Raw genomic sequence first — 24,324 nt, 5'->3', positions numbered from 1 at the left:
ACGATACTCGTCCCTCGCTCTAGGGAATGACTATAGGTAATCGTCCTTTGTTCAAGGATACAGCAGCCTAGTGGGCTTCATCCTCGAGAGGGAAGAATGACCGAGATCGGGGATCTCTGGTTGAAGGTGATTACCAGTCAACGCCTTGTAGCGCCTTAACACCAGATTCAAATGCGTGTTTCACGTTACGTACCTCTGATACCGTGTCTGCCATTTCAGTCAGTGTGCGGTGTGCCCCACGGCCTGTAATGATCACTGATTGCATCTTAGGACGGTTGTTAAGCGCTTCAACGACTTCATCTAGCTCGATGTAGCCGTAGCTCACCATGTAAGTCAGCTCATCAAACAGAATCACATCAATCGACTCATCAGCCAGCATTCGCTTACACTCTTTCCATACGCGTTGTGCCGCTTCTATATCTTGCGCTTTATTTTGTGTTTCCCACGTAAAACCAGTACCCATTACTTGGAACTCGACATCTAGCTTTTGCAGGACGTTTTTCTCGCCGTTATCCCAAGTGCCTTTAACAAACTGAGCAACCGCACATTTCTTACCGTGACCTACTGCACGAGTTATGGTGCCAAAGCCAGAGGTCGATTTGCCTTTGCCATTACCAGTGATGACCAGTAATAGGCCTTTTACTTCTTGTGCTGCAGCGACACGAGCATCGACTTGTTCTTTTACTTTCTGTTGTCTTGCTTTATGACGTTGTTCTTTGTTGTCTTCAGTCGACATAACAAATCCTTTTAAGTTGTGATTGCGCCTATCATAGCCTAACTTAACGATAGCAAAAACCATCGGAAGAACAGGTGATTACGGATGAAAAAGATACTCGTGGTTTGCATGGGGAATATTTGTCGCTCGCCAACAGGTGAAGCGGTATTACGAAAGAAGGCACAGCAGCTCAATATTGATGTTCTAGTCGACTCTGCGGGGACGATTGGTTTCCATCAAGGCAATCCGCCGGATTCACGCTCTAAAGCGGCAGGAGAGAAGCGAGGCTATAGCTTTAAGGGCATTACTTCTCGAAAAGTCGTCGCAAATGATTTTGAAGAGTTTGACTTAATCCTCGCAGCAGATAGAGCTAACTTGACTGATTTAATGAGCCAATGTCCGGCACACTTGCAATACAAATTGGCGTTGTTTTTAAGTTTCGGTGACTCGCAGTATCAAGAGGTGCCTGATCCGTATTATGGAGAGGGGGATGGGTTCGAACTGGTTTTGGACTTAATCGAAGAGTCGAGCGAAGCGATATTAAGGTCGATTTGATATCGAGAGTAGAAGAGCAGTAGAATGGCGAAGTATAAAAAAGGCCGACATTGAATGTCGGCCTTTCTATATCTAGCGTAAAGTGATGTTCAAGATTACTTAGACATTACTTTGTAGATTGGGTCTTCTGCTACATTTGCTTCTACTAAGCTACCTGCTTTGTGCAGCATAGCAACACAGTCTTGGCTTAGGTGACGAAGGTGAAGCGTTTTACCTTGTGCAGCGTAACGCTCAGCAATAGTATCAATTGCTTCAATAGCAGAGTGGTCGGTTACGCGAGAGTTCGCGAAATCAACGATAACATCTTGTGGATCTTCATGAGCGTCAAACAACTCAAGGAAGTTTGCCGTTGAACCGAAGAAGATTGGACCGTTTACCTTGTACTCTTTTGAGCCAGCTTCGTTGATGCAAGTATCAGCGTAGATGTGCTTAGCGTGTTGCCATGCAAACATCAGTGCAGATGCAATTACACCTACAAATACCGCTACTGCTAGGTCAGTCATTACTGTTACAACCGTAACAAGAACGATAACGAAGAAGTCTTGCTTAGGTACACGACGTGCAAGCTTGAAAGTTGCCCACTCGAATGTACCAATTACCACCATGAACATCACACCAACCAGCGCCGCTAGCGGGATCATTTCGATAAGTGCTGAACCGAATAGGATGAACATTAGCAATGCAACAGCAGCAACGATGCCCGATAGACGACCACGACCACCAGAGTTTACGTTGATCATTGACTGACCAATCATCGCACAACCACCCATAGCGCCAAATACTGAACACGTTACGTTCGCCATACCTTGACCAACACATTCACGGTTAGATTGACCACGAGTATTTGTCATCTCGTCCAGTACTGTTAGTGTTAGTAGTGATTCGATTAGACCAATCGCTGCAAGGATCACTGCGTAAGGCAGAATGATGTATAGCGTTTCTAGGTTAAACGGTACTGCTGGAATAGAGAAGGTTGGTAGAGAACCCGCTAGTGTTGCAGCTTCGTCACCAGACATAGTGCGTAGGAAATCAACAACAGTACGAGTTTCCAGATCAAGACCTACAACCAATGCCGTCACAGTTACGATAGCAAACAATGAAGATGGTACTGCTGTCGTCAGTTTTGGTAGGAAGTAAATGATAGCCATAGTCAGTGCCACTAGGCCTAACATTAGAGTCATCTGGTCACTTGGTAGCCAAGTTAATGCACCTGTTAGATCTGGTGCTTTGAATTGACCAAGTTGAGCTAGGAAAATAACGATAGCCAAGCCGTTCACGAAACCAATCATTACTGGGTGTGGAACGATGCGGATAAATTTACCTAGCTTGAAGACTCCTGCTGCAATTTGCAGAAGGCCAGCTAGCATAATTGCCGCGAATAGGTATTGAACACCGTGAGTTGCAACTAGGCTTACCATTACAACAGCCATTGCGCCTGTCGCACCAGAAATCATGCCTGGGCGGCCACCGAAGATTGAAGTGATAAGACCTACGATGAATGCAGCGTAGAGACCAACCATTGGGTCAACGCCAGCAACAAAGGCGAATGCTACAGCTTCAGGTACAAGAGCAAGTGCTACGGTAAGGCCTGACAGTACGTCATTCTTTACAGAGTGCTTAGAAAATTGTGGGAATTCGAACATGTGTGCTCAGCTATGCTTAAAATGGATTTACCGACACGAGTGTATTGCGTAGCTAAACAGTGATGAAAAAGAGCGGCAATAGCTAAGTGTCGAAAAGATAAGTGCGCGAATGCTACCCAAAATTGTGACTAAGTTCAAGGTAGAACCCAATTTTGAGTAATATATCTATTAATTTTTATTCGATTAGCAGATAAGAAAAAGGCTGCTTAAATAAGCAGCCTTTGATTAGATTTTCTAATGATTACTCAGTAGTAAACACTAGTAGTTTGGCTTAGTCATGCCTGCGCCAGCTTTGTTTGACGCTACCTGACTACCTGCACCTTTTGGTACAAAACGTTCAGTGCGGAACGGTGCTGCAACCACTTCAATCTCTTTGATCTCTTGAGGACCAGGAGCTTTAGTCATTGGTGAGCCCGCTTGCTTCTTCGCAACAGTTGCTTTTGGCGTTTCTGCTTTTACAACAGGCGCTGTCTCAACTTTCACTTCAGCTTTCGGTGCTTCAACTACTTTTGCTTGCTCAACGACAGCCGCTTCCGCTTCAACTGCTGGTGCTTCAGCAACAGCTTCCTCAGCTTTGACAGTCTCAACCGGAGCTTCAACTACTGGAGTTTCAACGACAGGTGCTTCAACCTTCGCTTCGATAACCACTGGAGCTTCTTCAACAACAGCAGGAGCTTCAGTTACTTTAGCTTCGGCAACTGGCGCTTGAATTACAGCTGTTTCTTCACGGCGGATAATTACTTTACCCATTGCCAGTTCAGGACACGCAAAACCGCCAGCCATTACAACGCTGCTTTGTGGAGCAGTCTCTTGAGCGACATTTTGCTCTTGAGTGTTAACCACTGTTTGCGTTTCAACTGCTACTTCAGCCACTTCAGGTTTTGCCTGTTTGTGGTGAGGTTTCGGAATGAAGCGAGGCATCACTTTACCCATAGCCATCTCTGGAGAAGCTACACCACCTTTGCGTAGGCGGAATGGGTTAGGGCGACGATCACGACCGCGACGACGACGTTGACCACTTGCACGTAGGTGACGTGGAGAACGACGGTTACGACGTTGTTTCGGTTCTTCCTGTTCAGATTGCTCGCCATTTGCTTGAGTTGCTTCAACTTGCTCTGCAACTTTTTGCTCCTGCGCTACTGATTTGTTTTTCGCTGCTGCTTGCTCTTTAGAAACAGATGGTGCTTTTTGTTCCTTAGCTGCGTTTTCGGTCGCGTCTGCTTGAGCTTGCTGGTCTTTAACACGAACTTGCTTGTTCAGCTTACGACGTTGGCGACGCTCTTTAATCTTAGCTGCTTTCGCTTCAGGCTTAGCCTTAGGCGCATCTGACTTACCAGCTTGTGCATCTGCCGCTAGCTGTAGGCCTTCTTCTGCTAATTTAGATGGTGCTTGCTCTTCGCGTTGCTTCTGCTCATCACGCTGCTTGTTGCGGCGATCTTGCTTAGGCTTGCGAGGTTGACGATTTTGCTGTGGAGCTGCATCTTTCTGCTCTTCAGGCTTCTCATCACGTGCAGGCTTGCGGCGACGTTTGTTGTCGCGGTTATCGTTACGGTTGTCACCACGCTCACCACGCTCACCACGTTGGTTACGGCGGCGGTTATCGTTACGGTCACGGCGTTGACGGTTGCCATTGCGGTTGTTCTTAGGCTTCTCTTCAGTTTGTTTCTCTTCTTGCTTCTCTTCTTGAGTTGAAGAGCCAAATAGGAAACTACCGATAGCCTTAAAGAAGCGGCCAATTAGGCCAGACTCTTGTGCTACTGGTTCAGCTTTCTTCTCTTGTGCCGCTTTTGGTGCTGGCGCAGGAGTTGGTGCTGATTGAGCTGGAGCAGCGAAGCCTTTCAGAGCTGGCTCTTCGATCTTCTTAGGACGAATTGCTTGTTCTGCAGGTTCTTTGCTTTCTGCTTCTTTCAGAGCATCTAGCTTCTTAGGAAGTAGGTAAGAAAGTAGATCGAACTCTTCGCCTTCACGAACACGGATAACCTCAAAGTGCGGTGTTTCCATGTCAGAGTTAGGTACAACAGTGATCTTAACTTCTTGGTTCTTCTCGATGTGGTTTACTGAGCGACGTTTTTCGTTCAGAAGGTAAGAGGCGATAGGAACAGGCACAACCGCAAGTACTTGCGCTGTGTTGTCTTTCAGAGCTTCTTCTTCAATCAAACGTAGAACAGACAGTGCTAGAGATTCGTTATCACGAACAACACCAGTACCTGTACAACGAGGACAAATGTGGTGGCTTGCTTCTGCTAGTGATGGGCTCAAACGTTGGCGAGACATCTCTAGAAGACCAAAGCGAGAAATGCGGCCAATTTGTACGCGAGCACGATCTAGACGAACGGCATCACGTAGGCGGCTTTCAACTTCGCGTTGGTGGCGAACCGGAGTCATATCGATAAAGTCGATAACAACAAGGCCACCTAGGTCACGTAGACGTAATTGACGTGCAATTTCATCGGCTGCTTCTAGGTTAGTGTTAAGTGCTGTCTCTTCGATATCGCCGCCCTTTGTTGCACGAGCTGAGTTGATATCGATAGAAGTTAGCGCTTCTGTTGGATCGATTACGATAGAACCACCAGATGGAAGGCGAACTTCACGTTGAAAAGCCGATTCGATCTGGCTTTCAATCTGGTAGTGACTGAATAGTGGAACTTCACCATCGTACTTCTTAACGCGATTCATGAAATCTGGGCGTATTAGTTGGATGTGCGCTTGAGCACGTTCAAAAATAGTGTTGCTGTCGATTAGAATCTCGCCGATGTCACGACGTAGGTAGTCACGAATTGCGCGAACAATAACGTTACTTTCTTGGTGAATTAGGAAAGGAGCTGCATTTGAATCAGAAGCTTGCTTGATAGCGCCCCAGTGATTCAATAGAACGTTTAGGTCCCACTCTAGCTCTTCCGCGCTTTTGCCTACGCCCGCTGTACGAACGATTAAGCCCATACCTTGAGGAAGCTCAAGAGTGCTCAATGCTGCTTTCAGTTGGGTGCGTTCATCACCTTCGATACGACGAGAAATACCGCCGGCACGAGGGTTGTTTGGCATAAGAACTAAGTAACTACCTGCCAAAGAGATGAAAGTTGTCAGTGCAGCACCTTTGCTACCACGTTCTTCTTTCTCTACTTGTACGATTACTTCTTGGCCTTCTTTTAGCACTTCTTTAATGCTAGGACGGCCTTGGTATGTATAACCTTCAGGGAAGTATTCGCGGGCAATTTCTTTAAGAGGGAGGAAACCGTGACGTTCTGCGCCATAATCAACGAATGCCGCTTCTAGGCTTGGTTCAATACGGGTAATACGTCCTTTGTAGATATTCGCTTTCTTTGACTCGTGACCTGGACTTTCGATATCTAGATCGAATAGTCGCTGGCCGTCAACCAAAGCGACACGCAACTCTTCTTTTTGAGTTGCGTTAATTAACATTCTTTTCATTTAGAAATACTCGTTGTCTTTTCTTATTTTCATCATTGTTCTTATCGCTTTATTTCGTTTCTCATGGTGCCAGATCCCATGGCTTTATCGGTGCAGCCTCCCGGCTGGAGAGGGATGCTCTGGGGCACGTCAGTCATCATAGGGAGTTAGCCTATGATCCGCGATGTGGCGGTGAATACTCAACATGAGCGTACGTGAGTAGAGCGATAAGGGGACTCAGTTGACTGTGTCTTACGCCAATTGCAGCACTGTCTAATCTGAGTTATCTACTCATTTACTTGCTTATGAACGATTGCCTGTTTAAATTTTAGTCAAACCGTTGGTAGCAGCTGTGAACTATAGCAGTGGTCGGTAAACACAGCAATCTGCTTTGTCGGAATGCTGTAAAAAAAACAGTTTTTGTTTGTGTTTTGATAGCTCTAACTCACTGTCTATAAATAATTTATCAATTGATATTTTAATTTGCAGGAATCTTGGTGCTTTTTTGTTCGAAGAATCAAAGAAATATAGAACTTCAGCGACTATTTGGTGGTAGATGATCAAGAATTAAGAGTAAATTAGTTCAGAATAGACCTAAGAAAATCTCAATTATCAAAAGTGACAGTGATACAATAGCGCAATGAGCGAAATTAGAACCCAAGTCCAATTTGTCGATATTGACGAAGATATGGCTGGTCAGCGTATTGATAACTTCTTACGCAACCAATTAAAAAACATCCCGAAAAGCATGATTTACCGAATCGTGCGTAAAGGCGAAGTCCGCGTAAACAAAAAACGCATCAAGGCTGAGTACAAACTAAAAGCTGGTGATTTAGTTCGTATCCCGCCAGTTACCATTGAAGAGAAAGTTGAAGAGAACGTGCCAAGCACGAAACTCAACAAGGTTTCAGAATTGGAACAGTGCATCATTTATGAAGATGATCACATGCTGATTCTAAACAAACCATCGGGCACTGCCGTTCATGGTGGTAGTGGACTTAAGTTTGGCGCAATTGAAGCATTGCGTGCACTGCGTCCTGAAGCTCGCTTTCTTGAGTTAGTGCACCGTATCGATAGAGATACGTCTGGCATCCTGCTTGTTGCTAAGAAGCGTTCGGCGCTAAGACACCTTCAAGCACAGTTCCGTGAAAAAACGGTTCAAAAATACTACTTTGCTTTAGTGATGGGCGAGTGGAAGAACAGCTGCAAGGTGGTAAATGCGCCTCTGTTAAAAAATGAAGTAAACAGCATTGTTCGTGTTAACCCTAACGGTAAAGCCTCTGAAACTCGTTTTAAGGTTTTAGAGAAGTTCAAAGATGCGACACTGATTCAAGCAAGTCCTATTACTGGCCGTACGCACCAAATCCGTGTACACACTCAATATACTGGCCACCCAATTGCATGGGATGACCGCTATGGTGATCGTCGTTTTGATGCATACACGGGAAAGGTCGGTTTGGATCGTTTGTTCCTACATGCAGCAAACATCAAGTTCACGCACCCAGGTACTGAAGAGAAGATGGATATCTCAGCTCCGATGGAAGCGCGACTAGAAAAAGCGATCGCTGGATTACGCAAGCTTTAAGAAGATACGAGATACGAGATACGAGATACGAAGGGGAGTACTCTTTCTGGATTTAGTATCAGCGATCTGAAAATGATAAAGGTTGACGAATATCGTCAACCTTTTTTGTTTGCGCTTGTTACAAGAGATCCCCAACTCGCTCGTCCATCACTCTTGGGGATGACGATACTTTTTGCTATTCGAGTAAAAAAGTACCTTGTGTTTACGTGTTACCGTGGTCGAATAACTTTTGGGTTACTGTCTTCCGCATTGTTAATGAGACAGCAGTGACCTTATAAAACGTTGAGTAGTACTACTATGGTATTCATATCGTGTTCTCCTTAAAGTTCAAGCGACAACTTCCGTCATTCCCTAGACTGACGAAGGAAGGAGTAGGGAATCTCTAGCAAAGATATCGTATCCGTTAAAGCACACTCATCCCTTGCGCATCTAACATATCGACTAGGTCGATAAGCGGCAGACCGATAAGCGTGTTCGGATCTTTCCCTTCCATTTGTTTGAACAAAGCGATACCTAACCCTTCACACTTGAAGCTGCCTGCACACCAGTAAGGTTCTTCTTTTTCAACGTAGGAGATGATTTGTTGCTCGGTTAAATCACGGAAGTGAACAATAAAGGTATCGAGACGCGTGTCAGCTTGTTGGGTTTCGCTATTCCATACAGTGACGCCTGTATAGAAGGTGATGCTCTTGCCACTTTGACGAGACAACTGCTCAATCGCTTTTTCACGCGTGTGAGGCTTGCCGATGATCTCGCCATCAATTACGCAGACTTGATCTGAGCTAATTACCAAACTTGGCTGCTCGACGACGCATGACTTAGCTTTGGTTTCAGCAAGGCGCATGACCAACTGTTGTGGAGTCTCCCCTGAAATCGGTGTTTCGTCACAGTCAGGCTTTGCTGTAATGAAGCTAATTTGTAGCTTTTTGAGGATCTCTTGCCTAAATGGTGAGGTAGAGGCTAAAACTAGTTGGTAATTTTTCATTTTAATTTACAATTCATGGAAGCATTTACAGTAGGATATAGGAAGTTATCCCGCTATTCATAATGCTCTGTATGGGAAAGGTAAAAAAGTGTACTTTTTTTGCCATTTCCTTTGACTAAACTCGATTTGGAAGATAAGATTCGCGCCCTATGCAAAAGGTAAAAATACCGCGTACAGTTGATCCGGCAAGAACGGCTCAGAAACGACTAGATTTAGATGGTATCATCCAAACCAGTCTTTTTAAGCGTTTAGCTGATGCAACTGAAGGCGTAAAACGTGACGCGCAAGTCTCATTGTCATTTGGGCTTGATGAACAACGATTAGTCGTTATCTCTGGTAAAGCTAACGTCGAAGTCGATTTAGAGTGTCAGCGTTGTAATGAGGTTTTCGCACATGAGTGCGATGTCCAATTCACTTATACTCCTTATTATAATGAGAAAAGTGAAGAGGAAGCACCGGAAGAGTACGATTTGGTAGATCTGAACGAGTACGGTGAGTTAGACCTGATTCAACTAGTTGAAGACGAGTTCATCCTTGGATTGCCACAAATAGCAATGCACGATAATGCGAAATGTAGCGTTAACTCAAATAACTTGGTGTTTGGTGAACTTCCTGAAGAAATTGAGGAAGACAAGAAGCCGAATCCATTTGATGTTTTAAAAAGCTTGAAGAAGTAACTGCTTCTTTAAGAATTTACATAGGAGTAGGGTCAATGGCCGTACAAAAGAGCAAGAAATCACGTTCAATGCGTGGCATGCGTCGTTCACACGATGCGCTAACTACAGCTGCACTTTCTGTAGACGCAACTTCAGGTGAAACTCACCTACGTCACAACGTGACTGCGGAAGGTTTCTACCGCGGCAAAAAGGTTATCAACAAGTAAGGTTGACCTTTGCAAAATCTAACCGTTGCGCTTGATGCAATGGGCGGGGACTTCGGTCCTCGTGTAACAGTGCCTGCCGCCGTGCAGGCACTGTCGTATTTCCCAGAGCTAAAAGTCATTCTCATAGGTGATCGAAACGCGATCACATCTCAATTATCTTCATTAGGTCGAGTGCCTGACTCTCGTTTGAGTATTCAGCATTGCGATCGAGTTATTTCCAATTCTGAAAAACCTTCACTAGCCTTGCGTAACAGTCAGGGTAGCTCCATGCGTGCTGCTATTGATCTGGTCGCAGACTCTCAAGCCGATGCTTGTGTGAGTGGTGGCAACACCGGCGCATTGATGGCTCTGTCCCGTTTTCGACTTAAGCTCCTCCCTGGCATTGATAGGCCCGCATTGGTTTCAGCTTTGCCTACTGCTTCAGGGAATCGTACTTGGATGCTTGATTTAGGGGCTAATGTGTCTAGTGATGCAGATTCGCTTTTCCAATTTGCTGTGATGGGCAGTGCATTAGCGGAACAACATTTAGGTCGCGCTCCACGTGTCGCTATTTTAAATATCGGCGCCGAAGAAATTAAAGGTAATGACCTTGTAAAACGATGCGCTGAAATGTTGTCGAATACTCAGTCTGTGAACTTCATAGGCTATATTGAAGGTAACCAACTCCTTCAAGATGCTGCTGATGTCGTCGTATGTGATGGTTTTGTGGGCAATGTCTGCTTAAAAACGTGCGAAGGTACGGCTCAGCTCTTTATTGATAAGCTAAAAACGCGCATGATGGCGTCAACTATAAAGGGTTGGATAGCCAGAATGTTGTTTTCTGAGCTATTTACTGAATTAAAAACCTTGAACCCCGACCAGTATAACGGCGCAAGTTTGTTAGGATTGCGCGGCATTGTCATTAAAAGTCATGGAAGTGCTGATGTATCTGCAGTTGTCAACGCGATTGGCGAGGCAGTACACGAGGTCAAACGACAAGTCCCCAGCCGCATTAGCGATCGTTTGGAAGCGGTTTTACTCGAGAGGCATTATTAGTCTTCATGTATAGCAAAATTTTAGGTACTGGCAGCTACTTGCCATCTCAGGTGCGTACTAACGCAGACTTAGAGAAAATGGTAGAGACTAGCGACGAGTGGATCGTTGCTAGAACAGGTATTAAAGAGCGTCGTATTTCAGCGGAAAATGAAACCGTTGCAGATATGGCGTTTTACGCTGCTGAAAATGCCATTGAAATGGCAGGTATCGACAAAGAAGAGATTGATTTAATCATCGTTGCGACCACCAGTAGTAGCCACACATTCCCGTCTTCGGCGTGTCAGGTACAAGGTAAGCTTGGTATCAAAGGCTGCCCTGCGTTTGATTTGGCTGCAGCGTGTTCTGGTTTTGTCTATGCTTTGTCTGTTGCAGATCAGCACATCAAATCAGGCATGTGTAAGAACGTTTTGGTGATTGGTGCCGATGCACTGTCAAAAACCTGTGATCCGACTGACCGCTCTACGATCATCCTATTTGGTGATGCAGCAGGCGCGGTGGTTGTAGGCGCAAGCGAAGAGCCAGGTATTTTGTCGACTCACATTTACTCTGACGGTAAATACGGTGAGCTTCTAAGCCTTGAAGTACCAGAGCGTGGCGGTGACGCGGACAAATGGCTGCACATGGCGGGCAACGAAGTATTCAAAGTGGCGGTAACTCAGCTATCTAAGCTAGTTAAAGACACATTAGCTGCAAATAACATGGATAAGTCAGAGCTTGATTGGTTAGTTCCACACCAAGCGAACTACCGTATTATTTCGGCAACGGCTAAAAAGCTGACAATGTCACTTGATCAAGTGGTGATTACCCTTGATAAGCACGGCAACACGTCAGCGGCTACCGTACCAACAGCACTAGACGAAGCTGTTCGTGACGGACGAATTAAACGCGGTCAAACACTTCTATTGGAAGCATTTGGCGGCGGCTTCACTTGGGGTTCTGCGTTAGTTAAATTCTAACCCTAAGCGAAAACCTACAAACAAGGCACATAACTTATGTGCCTTATTCAATTTTTTGCTTTGCTTAAAGGAAAATTACAATGAGCAAGTTTGCTATCGTATTCCCAGGCCAAGGCTCTCAAGCTATCGGTATGCTTGCAGACCTAGGCGAACAGTATGATGTTGTTAAACAAACATTTGCTGAAGCTTCAGAAGCACTTGGTTACGATCTATGGGCATTAGTTCAAGATGGCCCAGTAGAAAGTCTAAATGAAACTTTCCGCACTCAACCGGCTCTATTAACAGCGTCTGTTGCAATTTGGCGTGTATGGCAAGAGCTTGGCCTAGAGCAACCTGCAAACTTAGCGGGTCACAGCTTAGGTGAATACTCTGCACTAGTATGTGCTGGCGTTATCGACTTTAAAGAAGCGATCAAGCTAGTTGAACTACGTGGTCAACTAATGCAAGAAGCAGTTCCTGCAGGCGTTGGTGCTATGTACGCAATCATCGGTCTAGATGATGAAGCGATTGCTAAAGCGTGTGAAGAAGCGGCACAAGGCGAAGTTGTTTCTCCAGTGAACTTCAACTCTCCTGGTCAAGTTGTTATCGCGGGTAACAAAGCGGCAGTAGAGCGCGCTGGTGCACTATGTAAAGAAGCGGGCGCTAAGCGTGCACTTCCTCTACCAGTATCTGTACCGTCTCACTGTGCACTAATGAAACCTGCAGCAGACAAGCTAGCGGTAGCTTTAGAAGCTTTAGAGTTCAACACGCCAGCGCTACCTGTTATCAACAACGTTGATGTTGTTGCTGAAACAGACCCAGCAAAAATTAAAGATGCACTTGTTCGTCAACTTTACAGCCCAGTTCGTTGGACTGAAGGTGTACAAGCGATGAATGAGCAAGGCGTTGAGAAGCTACTTGAATTAGGTCCTGGTAAAGTTCTTACTGGCCTAACAAAACGAATCGTAAAAACTATGACAGCTGCTGCAGTTAACGACACTGCATCACTAGAAGCTGCTAAATAATAACCAGTTAATAGAGAAGTTATGATGAATTTAGAAGGCAAAGTTGCACTAGTTACAGGCGCAAGCCGTGGTATCGGTCGTGCAATCGCTGAACTTTTAGTTGAGCGTGGTGCTAAAGTTATCGGTACGGCTACATCTGAAGGCGGCGCTGCTGCAATCAGTGAGTACCTGGGCGAGAACGGTAAAGGTCTTGCTCTGAACGTAACTGATGTTGACTCAATTGCTGCTACACTGAAAACCATCAATGATGAGTTCGGTGCGATTGACATTCTAGTTAACAACGCAGGTATCACTCGTGACAACCTACTAATGCGTATGAAAGACGACGAATGGAACGACATCATCGACACTAACCTAACACCTATATTCCGCATGTCTAAAGCTGTATTGCGTGGCATGATGAAGAAGCGTGAAGGCCGTATCGTAAACGTTGGCTCTGTAGTTGGTACTATGGGTAACGCTGGTCAAGCAAACTACGCAGCAGCTAAAGCTGGCGTGATTGGCTTTACTAAGTCAATGGCTCGTGAAGTTGCGTCTCGTGGCGTTACAGTGAACACTGTTGCTCCAGGTTTCATCGAAACTGACATGACTAAAGCGCTAAATGATGACCAACGTGCAGCAACTTTGGCGAATGTACCAGCAGGTCGACTAGGTGACCCTCGCGAAATCGCTGAAGCTGTGGTATTTTTGGCGTCGCCTGCGGCAGCTTATATCACAGGTGAAACACTTCACGTCAATGGCGGTATGTACATGGTTTAAATTATGTGCAACATTTGTGCATGATTTAAGTCAAGATCATACGTAATTTCGGTTAAAATCGTGAAAATTGTGGTTTGACCAGAAAAGTTGACCTTGCAACTTTCAATAGATTGAATAAACTACGGAAAACATCGCATAAAGCGAACTCTGTAAAGGAAAAGAAAAAATGAGCAACCTCGAAGAACGCGTAAAGAAAATCATTGTTGAACAGCTAGGTGTAGACGAAGCTGAAGTTAAAAACGAAGCTTCTTTCGTTGATGACCTAGGTGCAGATTCTCTAGACACAGTTGAGCTAGTAATGGCTCTAGAAGAAGAATTCGACACTGAAATCCCAGATGAAGAAGCTGAGAAAATTACTACTGTTCAAGCAGCTATCGATTACGTAACTAGCGCTCAGTAATAATCTCTCCCAGGCGGTCACCTCGACCGCCTGTGTTTTATCTAACTCATCTATCCTCATCTTAAATCATCTCAATCTCCGGAGTGTAAAATCGTGTCCAAGCGTCGTGTAGTTGTCACTGGCATGGGTATGTTGTCACCGGTAGGCAACACTGTAGAATCTTCTTGGAAAGCCCTGCTAGCTGGTCAAAGTGGTATCGTTAATATCGAGCATTTTGATGCAACCAATTTCTCAACTCGTTTTGCAGGTCTAGTTAAAGACTTTAACTGCGAAGAGTACATGTCTAAAAAAGATGCTCGTAAAATGGATCTATTCATCCAATACGGCGTCGCAGCAGGTGTTCAGGCACTTGATGATTCTGGTCTAACTGTTACTGATGAGAACGCACCACGTATTGGTGTGGCTATCGGTTCTGGTATTGGTGGTCTTGGTTTGATCGAAGCTGGTCACCAAGCGCTTACTGAAAAAGGCCCTCGTAAAATTAGCCCATTCTTTGTTCCGTCAACGATCGTGAACATGATTGCTGGTCACATGTCTATCATGCGTGGTCTACGCGGTCCTAACATCGCTATTTCTACTGCATGTACAACTGGCCTACATAACATTGGTCACGCGGCACGTATGATTGCATACGGCGATGCTGACGCAATGCTAGCGGGTGGTGCTGAAAAAGCATCTACACCACTAGGTATGGGTGGCTTCGGTGCAGCTAAAGCACTATCTACTCGCAACGACGAGCCTCAAAAAGCTTCTCGTCCATGGGACAAAGGCCGTGACGGTTTCGTTCTTGGTGACGGTGCTGGCATGATGGTTCTAGAAGAGTATGAACATGCGAAAGCTCGTGGCGCTAAGATTTACTGTGAGCTAGTTGGCTTCGGTATGTCGGGTGACGCTTACCACATGACATCTCCAAGTGAAGATGGCTCTGGTGGCGCACTAGCAATGGAAGCGGCGATGCGTGATGCTGGCATTACTGGTGAACAAATCGGTTATGTTAACGCACACGGTACATCGACTCCTGCAGGCGACGTAGCAGAAGTTAAGGGCATCAAACGTGCTCTTGGCGAAGCTGGCAGCAAGCAAGTATTGGTTTCTTCTACGAAATCAATGACAGGCCACCTTCTAGGTGCTGCAGGTTCTGCTGAAGCTATCATCACGGCTATGTCTCTGGTTGACCAAATTGTTCCACCAACAATCAACCTAGATGATCCTGAAGAAGGCTTAGACATTGACTTAGTACCTCACACCGCACGTAAAGTTAGCAACATGGAGTATGCTGCATGTAACTCTTTCGGTTTCGGTGGTACAAACGGCTGTTTGATCTTCAAAAAGATTTAATCATCTTATAAAAGACCTAAACGTCGTAGATAGTCATAATTAGACTTGTTTTTAAACGGCTTGATGCTTAGCATTGAGCCGTTTCTTTTTATGGGGAAAAACATGTTTTGGGTTGACGGAGAAAGACAGCAAACTATCGAAATCTTGGATCGTTCGTTTCAATATGGAGACGGCTGTTTTACAACTATGCTTGTCCAAAATGGTGATATCCAGCATTTTCACGACCATCAGTATCGTGTCGATGAATGTTTAAAAGCATTACGTATTTCTGCATTAGATTGGAATGTGGTTAACGCGTGGCTAGCTAGTGCAATTCAACACATCCAAAACTGCCACCACGAAAGTGCAAACAAGTCTCATAGCAGAAAAGCCGGAATAAAGCTGCATGTTAGCCGTGGTGCTGGTGGGAGAGGCTACAGTACCAAGAACATTGCTAAGCCAACCATTACCATTAGTACGTTTGATTACCCAAGCCACTATGCAGAATGGCAAGACAACGGAGTTGAGCTCGGAGTTTGTCGCCAAGCACTAGGTTTGAGTCCATTGCTTGCTGGTCACAAACATAACAATCGCTTAGAACAAGTATTGATGAAGGATGAAATGGATCAGGCCGGTGAAGTTGACGGTTTGGTTCTTGATATCTCAGGCAATGTGATCGAAACCACCATGGCCAATCTATTTTGGCGTCAAGGTGAGGTCATTTATACTCCGCAGCTTACCCAAAGTGGTGTTGCAGGCGTTATGCGTAAGCAAGTGTTAACGACGCTGAATCAAACTGAACTTTCCGTTACTATTGCTGACTACTGCTTACCTCAAGTCATGCAAGCTGACGAGGTTTTCATTACCAACTCCATTTTAGGGGTTGCTCCTGTTACCCGTATTAGTGAAACCCAATTTAACATTGGAACCGTTACTCGTAGCCTTCAAGGACAACTAAACTCGTGATCAAAAAGTTATTTATTTTTATTATCTTGTGCCTAATCGCAGCGGGCGCTGCTGGGTTCTACGTTTACAACCAAGCGCAAGATAACCTCAAACAAGTCATTCAACTAGAAAAGCCGCAGGTGGTTACCATTGCTTCCGGTAGCAGTTTTAATCGTGTACTTGCGCAGCTGATTAATGAAGGCCTATTTGAGGCGTCTCCTTATGAGAAACTAATCCGCAAGTTACATCCAGAGCTTGTTGATGTAAAAGCGGGTACATTCCTGCTAGAGCCGGGTTTAACGCTTGAGCAAGCGCTACAGGTTCTTGTTGAAGGGAAAGAGCATCAGTTTACTATCACCTTTGTTGAAGGCAGTCGTTTTGACGAGTGGCTTGTTCAGTTAAAGAACAATGAGTTTATTCAACAAACGCTTGATGGTGTGTCTGAAAAAGAGATAGCTGAAAAGCTGGGTATTGAAAACGAGAAGCTAGAAGGTTTGTTCTTAGCGGAAACTTACCACTACACCTACGGCACTACAGATTTAGATTTGCTAAAGCGTGCGCATCGCGATCTCATGAACGTTGTGAACGACGAGTGGGAAAAGAGAGCGGACAAACTGCCTCTTAAGTCACCTTATGAAGCGCTGATTCTGGCATCTATCATTGAGAAAGAGACGGCCGATGCTTCAGAGCGTGAACGTGTGTCGTCTGTGTTCGTCAACCGTTTGAACAAGCGTATGCGTCTACAAACGGACCCAACGGTGATTTATGGAATGGGTGATAGCTACGATGGCAATATCCGTAAGAAAGATCTAAGAACCCCAACGCCATACAACACATACACTATGAGTGGTTTGCCGCCAACGCCGATTGCTATGGCGGGCCGAGCGTCAATTAACGCGGCCCTGAATCCAGAAAAGAGCAACTACCTCTATTTTGTCGCGAGTGGCACAGGTGGGCATGTATTTTCAAAGAGTTTGGCTGAGCACAACCGTGCAGTACGAGCTTACTTAAAACAATTAAGAAAAAACAAATAAAGAACGAATTATGAATCAGTCGAAATTTATCGTGGTTGAAGGCCTTGAAGGTGCGGGTAAAAGTACAGCTATCAATGCCATCGTTGAGACATTGAAAGCATCTGGTGTTGAAGAGCTCGTAAACACTCGTGAACCAGGCGGTACCGTGCTGGCAGAAAAGATGCGCTCACTGGTCAAAGAAGAGCACGAAGGCGAAAAGCTTCAAGATATGACTGAGTTACTGCTGATGTACGCTGCACGTGTCCAATTAGTCGAAAACGTGATTAAGCCGGCTTTAGATAGCGGTAAGTGGGTATTAGGTGATCGCCATGATATGTCTTCTCAAGCGTATCAAGGTGGTGGTCGTCAGATCGCTCGTACAACAATGGAATCATTGAAAGCAACCACGCTAGGCGATTTTAAGCCGGATCTAACTCTATACTTAGACTTAGACCCTAGAGTAGGGCTTGAGCGTGCACGTGGCCGTGGTGAGCTTGATAGAATCGAAAAGATGGATATCTCTTTCTTCGATCGCACGCGTGAACGTTACCTTGAGATAGCTGCACAAGATGACTCGGTTCTTGTGATCAATGCAGAGCAAGAAATAGAACAAGTAGCTGCGGATATTAAGCAAGCGCTTAGTTCGTGGCTAGAGCAACAGTAGGTAGTCATGGCGGAAGTGTATTCTTGGCTCACGCCAGTTTGGAGTGAGTGGAAAAAAAGTCTCGATGCTGAGCGTTTTCCGAATTCTGTGATTGTTAATGCGCCGGAAGGGCTGGGCGTTGATGCTCTCATTAGCCAGCTTACTGATGCATTAATGTGCACAAACTATGAAAGCGAGGCATGTGGGTTTTGCCATAGTTGTGAGTTGATGAAATCGGGTAGCCATCCGGACTTTCATGTCATCTCACCAGAGAAAGAAGGCAAATCGATCACGGTTGACCAAGTGCGTGCAAGTAATCGCTGGGCTCAAGAATCATCTCAGTTGGGCGGTTTACGCGTTATCTTACTTGAACCTGCTGAGGCGATGAATGAGTCGGCTTCCAATGCTTTGCTGAAAACCCTCGAAGAGCCTTCAAGCCAGTGTATTTTCATTCTGTCGACTCGTAACAGCAATCGCCTCATGCCAACCATCATCAGTCGCTGTCAGCAATTCAATGTGGTGAGCCCACAATTGGAAGCGGGCTCAGCATGGCTTGATGGGGAAGTAGGTAAGGCTGTGCCACCGTATATTTTGGCACTCAACGATAATGCGCCGTTGAAAGCGAAAGCGATGTTTGAAGAAGGCGGTGTAGAGGCTTCCGAGAAAGTATTCGACGGTTTCGTTAATATCGTCAAAGGCACTCAGCCTGACATGCTTAAGTTCTCGACTGAACTTGCTAAAGATCCTTTGATGCAGCTTGGTTGGTTATGGCACTTACTTTCAGATGTACAGAAGTTGCATTTCGGTTTGGCAAATAATGCCATAACCCCAAGTGCTAACGCGCTGTGTGAGGTGATGTCTTACCAAAGCGCCTATACTGCAGCACATAAACTGTTGATACTGATTGAGCAGTTGAAGCAACACCCTGGGCTCAATACGGAGCTACTCATAATGAATTGGCTGATAGCCACTTGCGAGGAAACATGTTCGTAGATTCCCACTGTCATTTAGACAAGCTGGATTACCAAGATTTACACACTAGTGTAGAAGATGTCGTTAACAAAGCGAAAGCAGCGAATGTTGACCATCTACTTTCTGTAGGTGTGACACTAGATTCGTTTGAAAATATGCTCGAAATGATAGCGCCGTTTGATAACGTTAAAGCGTCTTGTGGCGTCCATCCTCTTGATGTTGAAAGTGATTTCAGCCTTGAAAGAATGCGTGAATACGCGAGCAACCCTAAAGTGGTTGCGATAGGTGAAACCGGCCTAGATTACCACTATCAACCTGAAACTGCGGAATTGCAGCAACTGCGATTCAAACAGCATGTTGAGCTAGCGGTAGAACTGAACAAGCCTTTGATCATTCACACTCGTAATGCGCGTGAAGATACACTTGCGATTCTTCGTGACTGTGGCGCTGAGAAGTGTGGTGGTGTCATCCACTGTTTTACTGAAGATCAGGCGTTTGCTGAAGCGGCTATGGAATTAGGGTTCTATATTTCAATTTCAGGTATTGTGACCTTTAAGCAAGCAACAGAACTTAAAGAGGTTGTTAAAAACCTACCGCTAGATAGGCTACTAATTGAAACGGACTCTCCATACTTGGCGCCAATCCCATATCGCGGAAAGCAGAATCAGCCTGCATATGTCGTCGAGGTGGCAGCCTATATTGCGCAGTTGAAGGGTATTTCGATGAAAGAGGTTGCTGAACGAACGACCAAAAATTACCAGAAACTTTTTTTGCGATAAAAAATGAACTAAACAAATAAAAGGGAGCGAAAGCTCCCTTTTTGTGTTTTTGATCACCAAAAATACGTTTTTTTTTAATGTTTACGAATTATGTTGAACTTGGGAGCGTGAATTATAACATTTGTAATTTTGTTACTAAAAATAACATTCGCTCTTATTTTATTTACCCAGTAAAATAATAATGGCTTTCAAAAATATCATTGAATATCAATGACTTATTTAACTGTAAACCATTGCATTTCTAAATTTGACATGTGATCCAAGACGTGTTTTGAAACTAAATTTCGTAAGTCACTAGAAAGTTAGTTCTTCATCAATATATATTTAGCGGCAGAAAATATAATGCAATACATGGTTACATTTTCACTGGGTGCTAACATATAGGCTACGGGGGTGTGCCGTTAGAACCCATATAATTATTTTATCTTTATCAGGAGCATAAACATGTTTAAGAACCTTTTTGCTAGCCTGCAAAAAGTTGGTAAGTCTCTGATGCTTCCAGTATCAGTTTTACCAGTTGCGGGTATTTTGCTAGGTGTCGGTGCAGCAGATCTTCCTTTCATTCCAGAAATTGTTTCAAACCTAATGGAACAAGCTGGTGGTTCAGTATTTGGTCAAATGGCACTACTGTTCGCAGTAGGTGTTGCACTTGGCTTTACTAACAACGATGGTGTTGCTGGTCTAGCAGCAATCGTTGGTTACGGCATCATGACTGCTACACTAGGCGTAATGGCTGGTGTAATGGGCGTTGATAAAATCGATACTGGTGTACTAGGTGGTATCCTAGTCGGTGGTGTTGCTGCTTGGGCATTCAACCGTTTCTTCCGTATTCAACTTCCTGAGTACCTTGGCTTCTTCGCTGGTAAGCGTGCTGTGCCAATCATCACAGGTTTCTCTGCGATCGGTCTAGCAATCCTACTATCTGTAGTATGGCCACCAGTTGGCGGCGCTATCTCTGCGTTCTCTGATTGGGCTGCTCACCAAAACCCACAAGTGGCGTTTGGTATCTACGGTATCGTTGAGCGTTCTCTAATTCCATTTGGTCTTCACCACGTATGGAACGTACCATTCTTCTTCGAAGCTGGTACTTGTGTAAACGCTGCTGGCGAAGCTCAAAACGGTGTTCTTACTTGTTACCTAGTTGCTGATGACGCATCTCGTGCAGCGGGCAATGGCTTCGGTCAGCTAGCTGGTGGTTACATGTTCAAGATGTTTGGTCTACCTGCTGCTGCAATCGCAATTGCACACTCAGCTAAGCCTGAAAACCGCGCTAAAGTAATGGGTATCATGGCTTCTGCTGCGTTAACTTCATTCCTAACGGGTATCACTGAACCAATCGAATTCTCATTCCTATTCGTTGCTCCAGTACTGTACGCAATCCACGCTCTACTAGCTGGTTCTGCTTACGTTCTTGCGAACACTCTAGGTTTTGTACACGGTACATCTTTCTCACACGGTCTAATCGACTTCCTAGTTCTATCTGGCCACGCGTCTAAGATGGGTCTAATGGTTGTTTGTGGTATTGCTTACGCTGCAATCTACTACATCGTATTCCGCACTGTGATTAAAGCTCTAGACCTTAAAACTCCAGGTCGTGAAGACGAGTCAGAAGACGAAGCAGTTGCGACTGGTTCTGAACTTGCTGGTGAGCTAGTGGCTGCATTCGGTGGTAAAGCTAACATCACTGGTCTTGACGCTTGTATCACTCGTCTACGTGTTGCAGTTGCTGATACAGCAATTGTTGACCAAGAGAAGCTTAAGAAACTAGGTGCTGCAGGTGTTGTAGTAGTAGCGGGTGGCGTACAAGCTATCTTTGGTACTAAATCTGACAACCTGAAAACAGACATGGATGAGTGGATCCGTAACAACGGTTAATTCACTGATTCAATAAATTGAAAGGAGGCCAATTGGCCTCCTTTTTTGTTTCTACTGTTTCATCAGGCTTATTCTTTTATCGCTCAGTTATTTACCTTTCATTTAAAACTAATCACCTATGATCATCATCTTTGATGGTCTGCTATCTTTAACTTTACGATGACAAATGGTGTTGGTTTTTAATTAACCTACCACTTTTTGAAACAGTTTGAGAATACTATGAAACATCGTTACTTGATTGGCCTTATGTGCGGCAGCCTCACCTCTCTTGCTCATGCTGCTGAAGCTCCTGCGTTAGAAGTTGGTTTAGCCGTTGACCAAGATCTGAGTGCCGTTGTTGAGTTTGACCAGAAATACCGTGTCACTGTTGGCAATGACGGTGCTGCATTTGATTACATTTGGAAGCGTGGTCAGTTTGAGACACAAGCCCCGTTGAGCTGGTATGTTGGTGCGGGTGCATGGGCAGAGTGGAATGACGACTTTGGTTTGCGTTTACCGCTAGGTGTCAAAGTGAACTTCTACGAAGGTTGGAATGCTTACGCACAGCTTCACCCAGAACTCGACATGTACAAAGGCGTTGAGTTACAACTAGGTGGTGCTTTGGGCGTGACCTACAAGTTCTAAGGTTGAACTTCAAACGAGCTACAGCAAAAAGCCAGCGTATCGCTGGCTTTTTCATTTTTAGCATTTATTGCCATCTAGAAAGTAAAACTTAATCCGACATTAGCTTGGAATTGATTCATCCAGTCGGTATCAAAACGAATAATACAGTCTTGCCCAGTGCTTGGAATGTTACATACACCTGTTGTGTCGTTATCAACTACCGTTCCTAACCAACGAACTTGGGTATTCAGCGCTAAGCGATCGCTCAATTTATATTCTAAGCCGCCAAAGATTGACGTAGAGAAGCCGTATTTATCTTTCGCCCAGTCTACATCGACATATGAGGCGCCTAGACCTAAGCCTAGGTATCCAGACAATACCGAGGAAGCCGGATAATAAATGCTACTTTGAAAATGCAGATATTGGATTGAGGAGCTCAGATTTAGCGTTTCTAGTTCAGAGCTTTGGTTTGAGTAAAAGAAACCAACGCGCCCTTTCTCTAGTGGTGTCTCAATCGCAAAGGTGTAGTTTTCAGATCCTTTCATGTCATAGGTTTTGCCATCTTGATCTTCGACACTACCACCGCCGGTATAACCAACCATCGGAGTAATAATGATCACCGGTGAGGCATAAACACTCGAAGCCGAGAGAAGCACAACTAACATCGTCATATTTACTTTGTTATTCATGAGTATATCCTTATCCATACACCTACTAATTGTGATGGTTACATCAATATCGTGCGACTAATTTCGACGATTCTTGAAGATACTTCACACACCTGATAGTACTTAAATAGAGACTCGACAAATTAATAATAAGCCAGAGGTGTCTATGGAACATAATCTGAAAAATGCCCTACAAATTACAGCGTTTATTTACTTCGTCATTCTTTCATTTGGTTTTATTGCGATTGGTAGTTAATACCATTTATTGCGAGGCTGAGTTTCTATACTCAGGGAATAATGAATAGTGGGATTGTAACCAATATTGATACAGCAATAGACTTAGATTATTACGCTAAGTTTATTGCTGGTAAAACAGCACTGGTCGCTCAAGGTGGCGGGCAGAGAAGTATTTTTACCTCAGGCGTTCTCGACGCTTTCCTCCTTTCTAATTTTGACCCTTTCGATGAATTTTTCGGTACCTCGGCAGGTGCGCTAAACTTATGTGCCTATTTGTGCCGTGATAAAGGCTTGGGGCGTTCTTTCGTCCTTGACCTGACCACGTCTCCAGAGTTCTTTAATCTGTTCTCTTACATACGACACAGGAAGAATTTAGGGCTTGAGTGGGCCTTAGAGCAAATCATGGCTTACCCTTATAAGCTCGATCTTGATTTAGGGCGGCAAACCTTAGGTGAACGCCACTTCTATGCGGCGGTAACGGATTCTAAAGATTTACGAGATCACTACTTTCCTCTGTTGGGGGACGATTGGTACAAAGTGATGATTGCGACTTGTGCGATCCCTCGCTTGTACAATGATGAGATCTTCATTGGTGATAGCGCTTATGTGGATGGCGGTGTGTCTGCCTCTATTCCCGTTCAAGAAGCGTGGCGTAGGCAAGCTCGTTCTATTGTCGTAATTCGTACCGAACCAGTAACGGATGAAGAGGGGAGCACGCTAGTTCAAGCGCCGCAGCAACAACAGAAAATCCAAGTACCTAAACCGGTAACCGCCGAGGAGCTGGAATGGTTCCGAGAATCGTTCGATAGTGTTCAAGGCCATTGGCAACAAAAAGTGGAGCAATGGAAAACCGACTGGACCTCTTTCTTTCAGCAGCAGATCCTACGCTCTAAAGAACAGAAGCGTGATCGTGGGCATTTAGATTTGCTAAATGGTGGTCGATGGTTGTTTGGCGCTGATGATATTTACCGTTTAAGCCATTTAATTGGTGATAAGTTTGATTCTGGGTTGGCCGACATGTTGATGGTGCACTACCAAACCTACTCGTTGACTCAAGACTTTTTGAATTCTCCTCCGGATGATGCCTTTGTGGTGCAGATCGCGCCAAGTAAACCGTTAAAATCTAGCTCTTTAATGAGTGACAAAGAAGATTTGCTCCATGATTACGAATTGGGTTTAGAGGCCGGCTATCGATTCGTTGAAACTTATACCACAACAGAAAACGCTCGCAGTTCCCACATGCCGCAACTGGCAAGCATTGTTATTGATAAATAATGCGGCTGCAAAGCTATAGTTAGCCTTGTGAGATAGCATTATTGAAATGAAAAAAGGGTTATTGAACTT

General features: G+C 44.8%; 24 protein-coding genes. 19 read left to right on the top strand and 5 right to left on the bottom strand.

Features of this window, described 5'->3' with window-relative positions; genetic code table 11:
* Window positions 1–130: 130 nt before the first annotated feature.
* A complete protein-coding gene (gene cobO / locus BTO10_RS16980) occupies window positions 131–736 on the bottom strand; it encodes a cob(I)yrinic acid a,c-diamide adenosyltransferase (protein WP_008220274.1) in 606 nt (201 codons plus the stop codon).
* An 84-nt stretch (window positions 737–820) separates the two neighbouring features.
* On the opposite strand from cobO, the gene BTO10_RS16975 reads away from it, so the two are divergent.
* Entirely contained in the window at window positions 821–1,270 is a 450-nt protein-coding gene (locus tag BTO10_RS16975; RefSeq protein WP_008220275.1) for a low molecular weight protein-tyrosine-phosphatase, read from the top strand.
* 95 nt (window positions 1,271–1,365) lie between these two features.
* Here BTO10_RS16975 and BTO10_RS16970 read toward each other — a convergent pair whose 3' ends face one another.
* Both BTO10_RS16970 and rne read right to left on the bottom strand, forming a co-directional pair.
* Complete coding sequence (locus tag BTO10_RS16970; RefSeq protein WP_105025316.1) at window positions 1,366–2,913, bottom strand: SulP family inorganic anion transporter; 1,548 nt, start codon at window positions 2,911–2,913, stop codon at window positions 1,366–1,368.
* A 258-nt stretch (window positions 2,914–3,171) separates the two neighbouring features.
* Window positions 3,172–6,342, bottom strand: coding sequence for a ribonuclease E (rne, locus tag BTO10_RS16965; protein ID WP_105025315.1), 3,171 nt, complete (start codon window positions 6,340–6,342; stop codon window positions 3,172–3,174).
* 619 nt (window positions 6,343–6,961) lie between these two features.
* Here rne and rluC point away from each other — a divergent pair.
* Window positions 6,962–7,906, top strand: coding sequence for a 23S rRNA pseudouridine(955/2504/2580) synthase RluC (gene rluC / locus BTO10_RS16960; RefSeq protein WP_004737373.1), 945 nt, complete (start codon window positions 6,962–6,964; stop codon window positions 7,904–7,906).
* A gap of 403 nt (window positions 7,907–8,309) precedes the next feature.
* Here rluC and BTO10_RS16955 read toward each other — a convergent pair whose 3' ends face one another.
* Window positions 8,310–8,891 carry a Maf family protein gene (locus BTO10_RS16955; protein ID WP_105025314.1) on the bottom strand — a complete coding sequence of 194 codons (582 nt, stop codon included), beginning with the start codon at window positions 8,889–8,891 and terminating at the stop codon, window positions 8,310–8,312.
* A 149-nt stretch (window positions 8,892–9,040) separates the two neighbouring features.
* On the opposite strand from BTO10_RS16955, the gene yceD reads away from it, so the two are divergent.
* The 15 genes from yceD to BTO10_RS16880 all read left to right on the top strand — a co-directional run bounded on the left by yceD (window position 9,041) and on the right by BTO10_RS16880 (window position 22,096).
* Window positions 9,041–9,568, top strand: coding sequence for a 23S rRNA accumulation protein YceD (gene yceD, locus BTO10_RS16950; RefSeq protein ID WP_004737375.1), 528 nt, complete (start codon window positions 9,041–9,043; stop codon window positions 9,566–9,568).
* 35 nt (window positions 9,569–9,603) lie between these two features.
* Complete coding sequence (gene rpmF / locus BTO10_RS16945) at window positions 9,604–9,774, top strand: 50S ribosomal protein L32 (RefSeq protein WP_004737376.1); 171 nt, start codon at window positions 9,604–9,606, stop codon at window positions 9,772–9,774.
* A 9-nt stretch (window positions 9,775–9,783) separates the two neighbouring features.
* The gene (gene plsX, locus BTO10_RS16940; RefSeq protein ID WP_004737377.1) at window positions 9,784–10,809 is read left to right on the top strand and encodes a phosphate acyltransferase PlsX; all 1,026 of its coding nucleotides are present in this window, start codon (window positions 9,784–9,786) and stop codon (window positions 10,807–10,809) included.
* 5 nt (window positions 10,810–10,814) lie between these two features.
* Window positions 10,815–11,765, top strand: a complete 951-nt coding sequence (locus BTO10_RS16935) for a beta-ketoacyl-ACP synthase III (RefSeq protein WP_063524221.1) — start codon at window positions 10,815–10,817, stop codon at window positions 11,763–11,765.
* Between the two features lie 80 nt (window positions 11,766–11,845).
* A complete protein-coding gene (gene fabD, locus BTO10_RS16930) occupies window positions 11,846–12,769 on the top strand; it encodes an ACP S-malonyltransferase (protein WP_105025313.1) in 924 nt (307 codons plus the stop codon).
* 24 nt (window positions 12,770–12,793) lie between these two features.
* Window positions 12,794–13,528, top strand: a complete 735-nt coding sequence (gene fabG / locus BTO10_RS16925; RefSeq protein WP_004737380.1) for a 3-oxoacyl-ACP reductase FabG — start codon at window positions 12,794–12,796, stop codon at window positions 13,526–13,528.
* Window positions 13,529–13,694: 166 nt separating this feature from the next.
* Window positions 13,695–13,928 (top strand): acyl carrier protein, encoded by a 234-nt coding sequence (gene acpP / locus BTO10_RS16920; protein WP_004737381.1) that lies wholly within the window; start codon window positions 13,695–13,697, stop codon window positions 13,926–13,928.
* A 93-nt stretch (window positions 13,929–14,021) separates the two neighbouring features.
* The gene (gene fabF, locus BTO10_RS16915) at window positions 14,022–15,266 is read left to right on the top strand and encodes a beta-ketoacyl-ACP synthase II (RefSeq protein ID WP_004737382.1); all 1,245 of its coding nucleotides are present in this window, start codon (window positions 14,022–14,024) and stop codon (window positions 15,264–15,266) included.
* A 102-nt stretch (window positions 15,267–15,368) separates the two neighbouring features.
* Window positions 15,369–16,211: an aminodeoxychorismate lyase gene (pabC, locus tag BTO10_RS16910; protein ID WP_105025312.1), complete on the top strand. Its 843-nt coding sequence runs from the start codon at window positions 15,369–15,371 to the stop codon at window positions 16,209–16,211.
* Entirely contained in the window at window positions 16,208–17,224 is a 1,017-nt protein-coding gene (gene mltG / locus BTO10_RS16905) for an endolytic transglycosylase MltG (RefSeq protein WP_105025311.1), read from the top strand. The genes pabC and mltG overlap by 4 nt, the downstream gene beginning before the upstream one ends.
* Before the next feature lie 10 nt (window positions 17,225–17,234).
* On the top strand, window positions 17,235–17,867 hold the full coding sequence (gene tmk / locus BTO10_RS16900; protein WP_105025310.1) for a dTMP kinase: 633 nt from the start codon (window positions 17,235–17,237) through the stop codon (window positions 17,865–17,867).
* A 6-nt stretch (window positions 17,868–17,873) separates the two neighbouring features.
* Window positions 17,874–18,839 carry a DNA polymerase III subunit delta' gene (locus tag BTO10_RS16895; protein WP_105025309.1) on the top strand — a complete coding sequence of 322 codons (966 nt, stop codon included), beginning with the start codon at window positions 17,874–17,876 and terminating at the stop codon, window positions 18,837–18,839.
* On the top strand, window positions 18,830–19,597 hold the full coding sequence (locus BTO10_RS16890; protein ID WP_105025308.1) for a TatD family hydrolase: 768 nt from the start codon (window positions 18,830–18,832) through the stop codon (window positions 19,595–19,597). The genes BTO10_RS16895 and BTO10_RS16890 overlap by 10 nt, the downstream gene beginning before the upstream one ends.
* A 444-nt stretch (window positions 19,598–20,041) precedes the next feature.
* Window positions 20,042–21,472 (top strand): PTS glucose transporter subunit IIBC, encoded by a 1,431-nt coding sequence (gene ptsG / locus BTO10_RS16885; protein ID WP_105025307.1) that lies wholly within the window; start codon window positions 20,042–20,044, stop codon window positions 21,470–21,472.
* A 219-nt stretch (window positions 21,473–21,691) separates the two neighbouring features.
* Window positions 21,692–22,096, top strand: coding sequence for a hypothetical protein (locus tag BTO10_RS16880; protein WP_105025306.1), 405 nt, complete (start codon window positions 21,692–21,694; stop codon window positions 22,094–22,096).
* A gap of 74 nt (window positions 22,097–22,170) precedes the next feature.
* On the opposite strand, the gene BTO10_RS16875 is transcribed toward BTO10_RS16880, so the two are convergent.
* Window positions 22,171–22,764: a hypothetical protein gene (locus BTO10_RS16875; protein WP_105025305.1), complete on the bottom strand. Its 594-nt coding sequence runs from the start codon at window positions 22,762–22,764 to the stop codon at window positions 22,171–22,173.
* A gap of 145 nt (window positions 22,765–22,909) precedes the next feature.
* Between BTO10_RS16875 and cydH the strand changes: the two genes are divergently transcribed.
* Together cydH and BTO10_RS16865 are read left to right on the top strand one after the other, a co-directional pair.
* The gene (gene cydH / locus BTO10_RS23960) at window positions 22,910–22,999 is read left to right on the top strand and encodes a cytochrome bd-I oxidase subunit CydH (RefSeq protein WP_100205969.1); all 90 of its coding nucleotides are present in this window, start codon (window positions 22,910–22,912) and stop codon (window positions 22,997–22,999) included.
* Window positions 23,000–23,040: 41 nt separating this feature from the next.
* On the top strand, window positions 23,041–24,255 hold the full coding sequence (locus BTO10_RS16865; RefSeq protein WP_105025304.1) for a patatin-like phospholipase family protein: 1,215 nt from the start codon (window positions 23,041–23,043) through the stop codon (window positions 24,253–24,255).
* Window positions 24,256–24,324 lie beyond the last annotated feature (69 nt).

This window comes from Vibrio chagasii (assembly GCF_002954585.1).
Lineage (GTDB): Bacteria > Pseudomonadota > Gammaproteobacteria > Enterobacterales > Vibrionaceae > Vibrio > Vibrio chagasii_A.
Note: the sequence above shows the minus strand (reverse complement) of the source record. Positions and strands in the feature narration are given on the sequence as shown.

Bases quoted from the DNA above. Each gene is read 5' to 3' on its own strand.
- cobO (WP_008220274.1), bottom strand. From the start codon at position 736: ATGTCGACTGAAGACAACAAAGAACAACGTCATAAAGCAAGACAACAG.
- BTO10_RS16975 (WP_008220275.1), top strand. From the start codon at position 821: ATGAAAAAGATACTCGTGGTTTGCATGGGGAATATTTGTCGCTCGCCA.
- BTO10_RS16970 (WP_105025316.1), bottom strand. From the start codon at position 2,913: ATGTTCGAATTCCCACAATTTTCTAAGCACTCTGTAAAGAATGACGTA.
- rne (WP_105025315.1), bottom strand. From the start codon at position 6,342: ATGAAAAGAATGTTAATTAACGCAACTCAAAAAGAAGAGTTGCGTGTC.
- rluC (WP_004737373.1), top strand. From the start codon at position 6,962: ATGAGCGAAATTAGAACCCAAGTCCAATTTGTCGATATTGACGAAGAT.
- BTO10_RS16955 (WP_105025314.1), bottom strand. From the start codon at position 8,891: ATGAAAAATTACCAACTAGTTTTAGCCTCTACCTCACCATTTAGGCAA.
- yceD (WP_004737375.1), top strand. From the start codon at position 9,041: ATGCAAAAGGTAAAAATACCGCGTACAGTTGATCCGGCAAGAACGGCT.
- rpmF (WP_004737376.1), top strand. From the start codon at position 9,604: ATGGCCGTACAAAAGAGCAAGAAATCACGTTCAATGCGTGGCATGCGT.
- BTO10_RS16935 (WP_063524221.1), top strand. From the start codon at position 10,815: ATGTATAGCAAAATTTTAGGTACTGGCAGCTACTTGCCATCTCAGGTG.
- fabD (WP_105025313.1), top strand. From the start codon at position 11,846: ATGAGCAAGTTTGCTATCGTATTCCCAGGCCAAGGCTCTCAAGCTATC.
- fabG (WP_004737380.1), top strand. From the start codon at position 12,794: ATGAATTTAGAAGGCAAAGTTGCACTAGTTACAGGCGCAAGCCGTGGT.
- acpP (WP_004737381.1), top strand. From the start codon at position 13,695: ATGAGCAACCTCGAAGAACGCGTAAAGAAAATCATTGTTGAACAGCTA.
- pabC (WP_105025312.1), top strand. From the start codon at position 15,369: ATGTTTTGGGTTGACGGAGAAAGACAGCAAACTATCGAAATCTTGGAT.
- tmk (WP_105025310.1), top strand. From the start codon at position 17,235: ATGAATCAGTCGAAATTTATCGTGGTTGAAGGCCTTGAAGGTGCGGGT.
- BTO10_RS16895 (WP_105025309.1), top strand. From the start codon at position 17,874: ATGGCGGAAGTGTATTCTTGGCTCACGCCAGTTTGGAGTGAGTGGAAA.
- BTO10_RS16890 (WP_105025308.1), top strand. From the start codon at position 18,830: ATGTTCGTAGATTCCCACTGTCATTTAGACAAGCTGGATTACCAAGAT.
- ptsG (WP_105025307.1), top strand. From the start codon at position 20,042: ATGTTTAAGAACCTTTTTGCTAGCCTGCAAAAAGTTGGTAAGTCTCTG.
- BTO10_RS16880 (WP_105025306.1), top strand. From the start codon at position 21,692: ATGAAACATCGTTACTTGATTGGCCTTATGTGCGGCAGCCTCACCTCT.
- BTO10_RS16875 (WP_105025305.1), bottom strand. From the start codon at position 22,764: ATGAATAACAAAGTAAATATGACGATGTTAGTTGTGCTTCTCTCGGCT.
- cydH (WP_100205969.1), top strand. From the start codon at position 22,910: ATGGAACATAATCTGAAAAATGCCCTACAAATTACAGCGTTTATTTAC.
- BTO10_RS16865 (WP_105025304.1), top strand. From the start codon at position 23,041: ATGAATAGTGGGATTGTAACCAATATTGATACAGCAATAGACTTAGAT.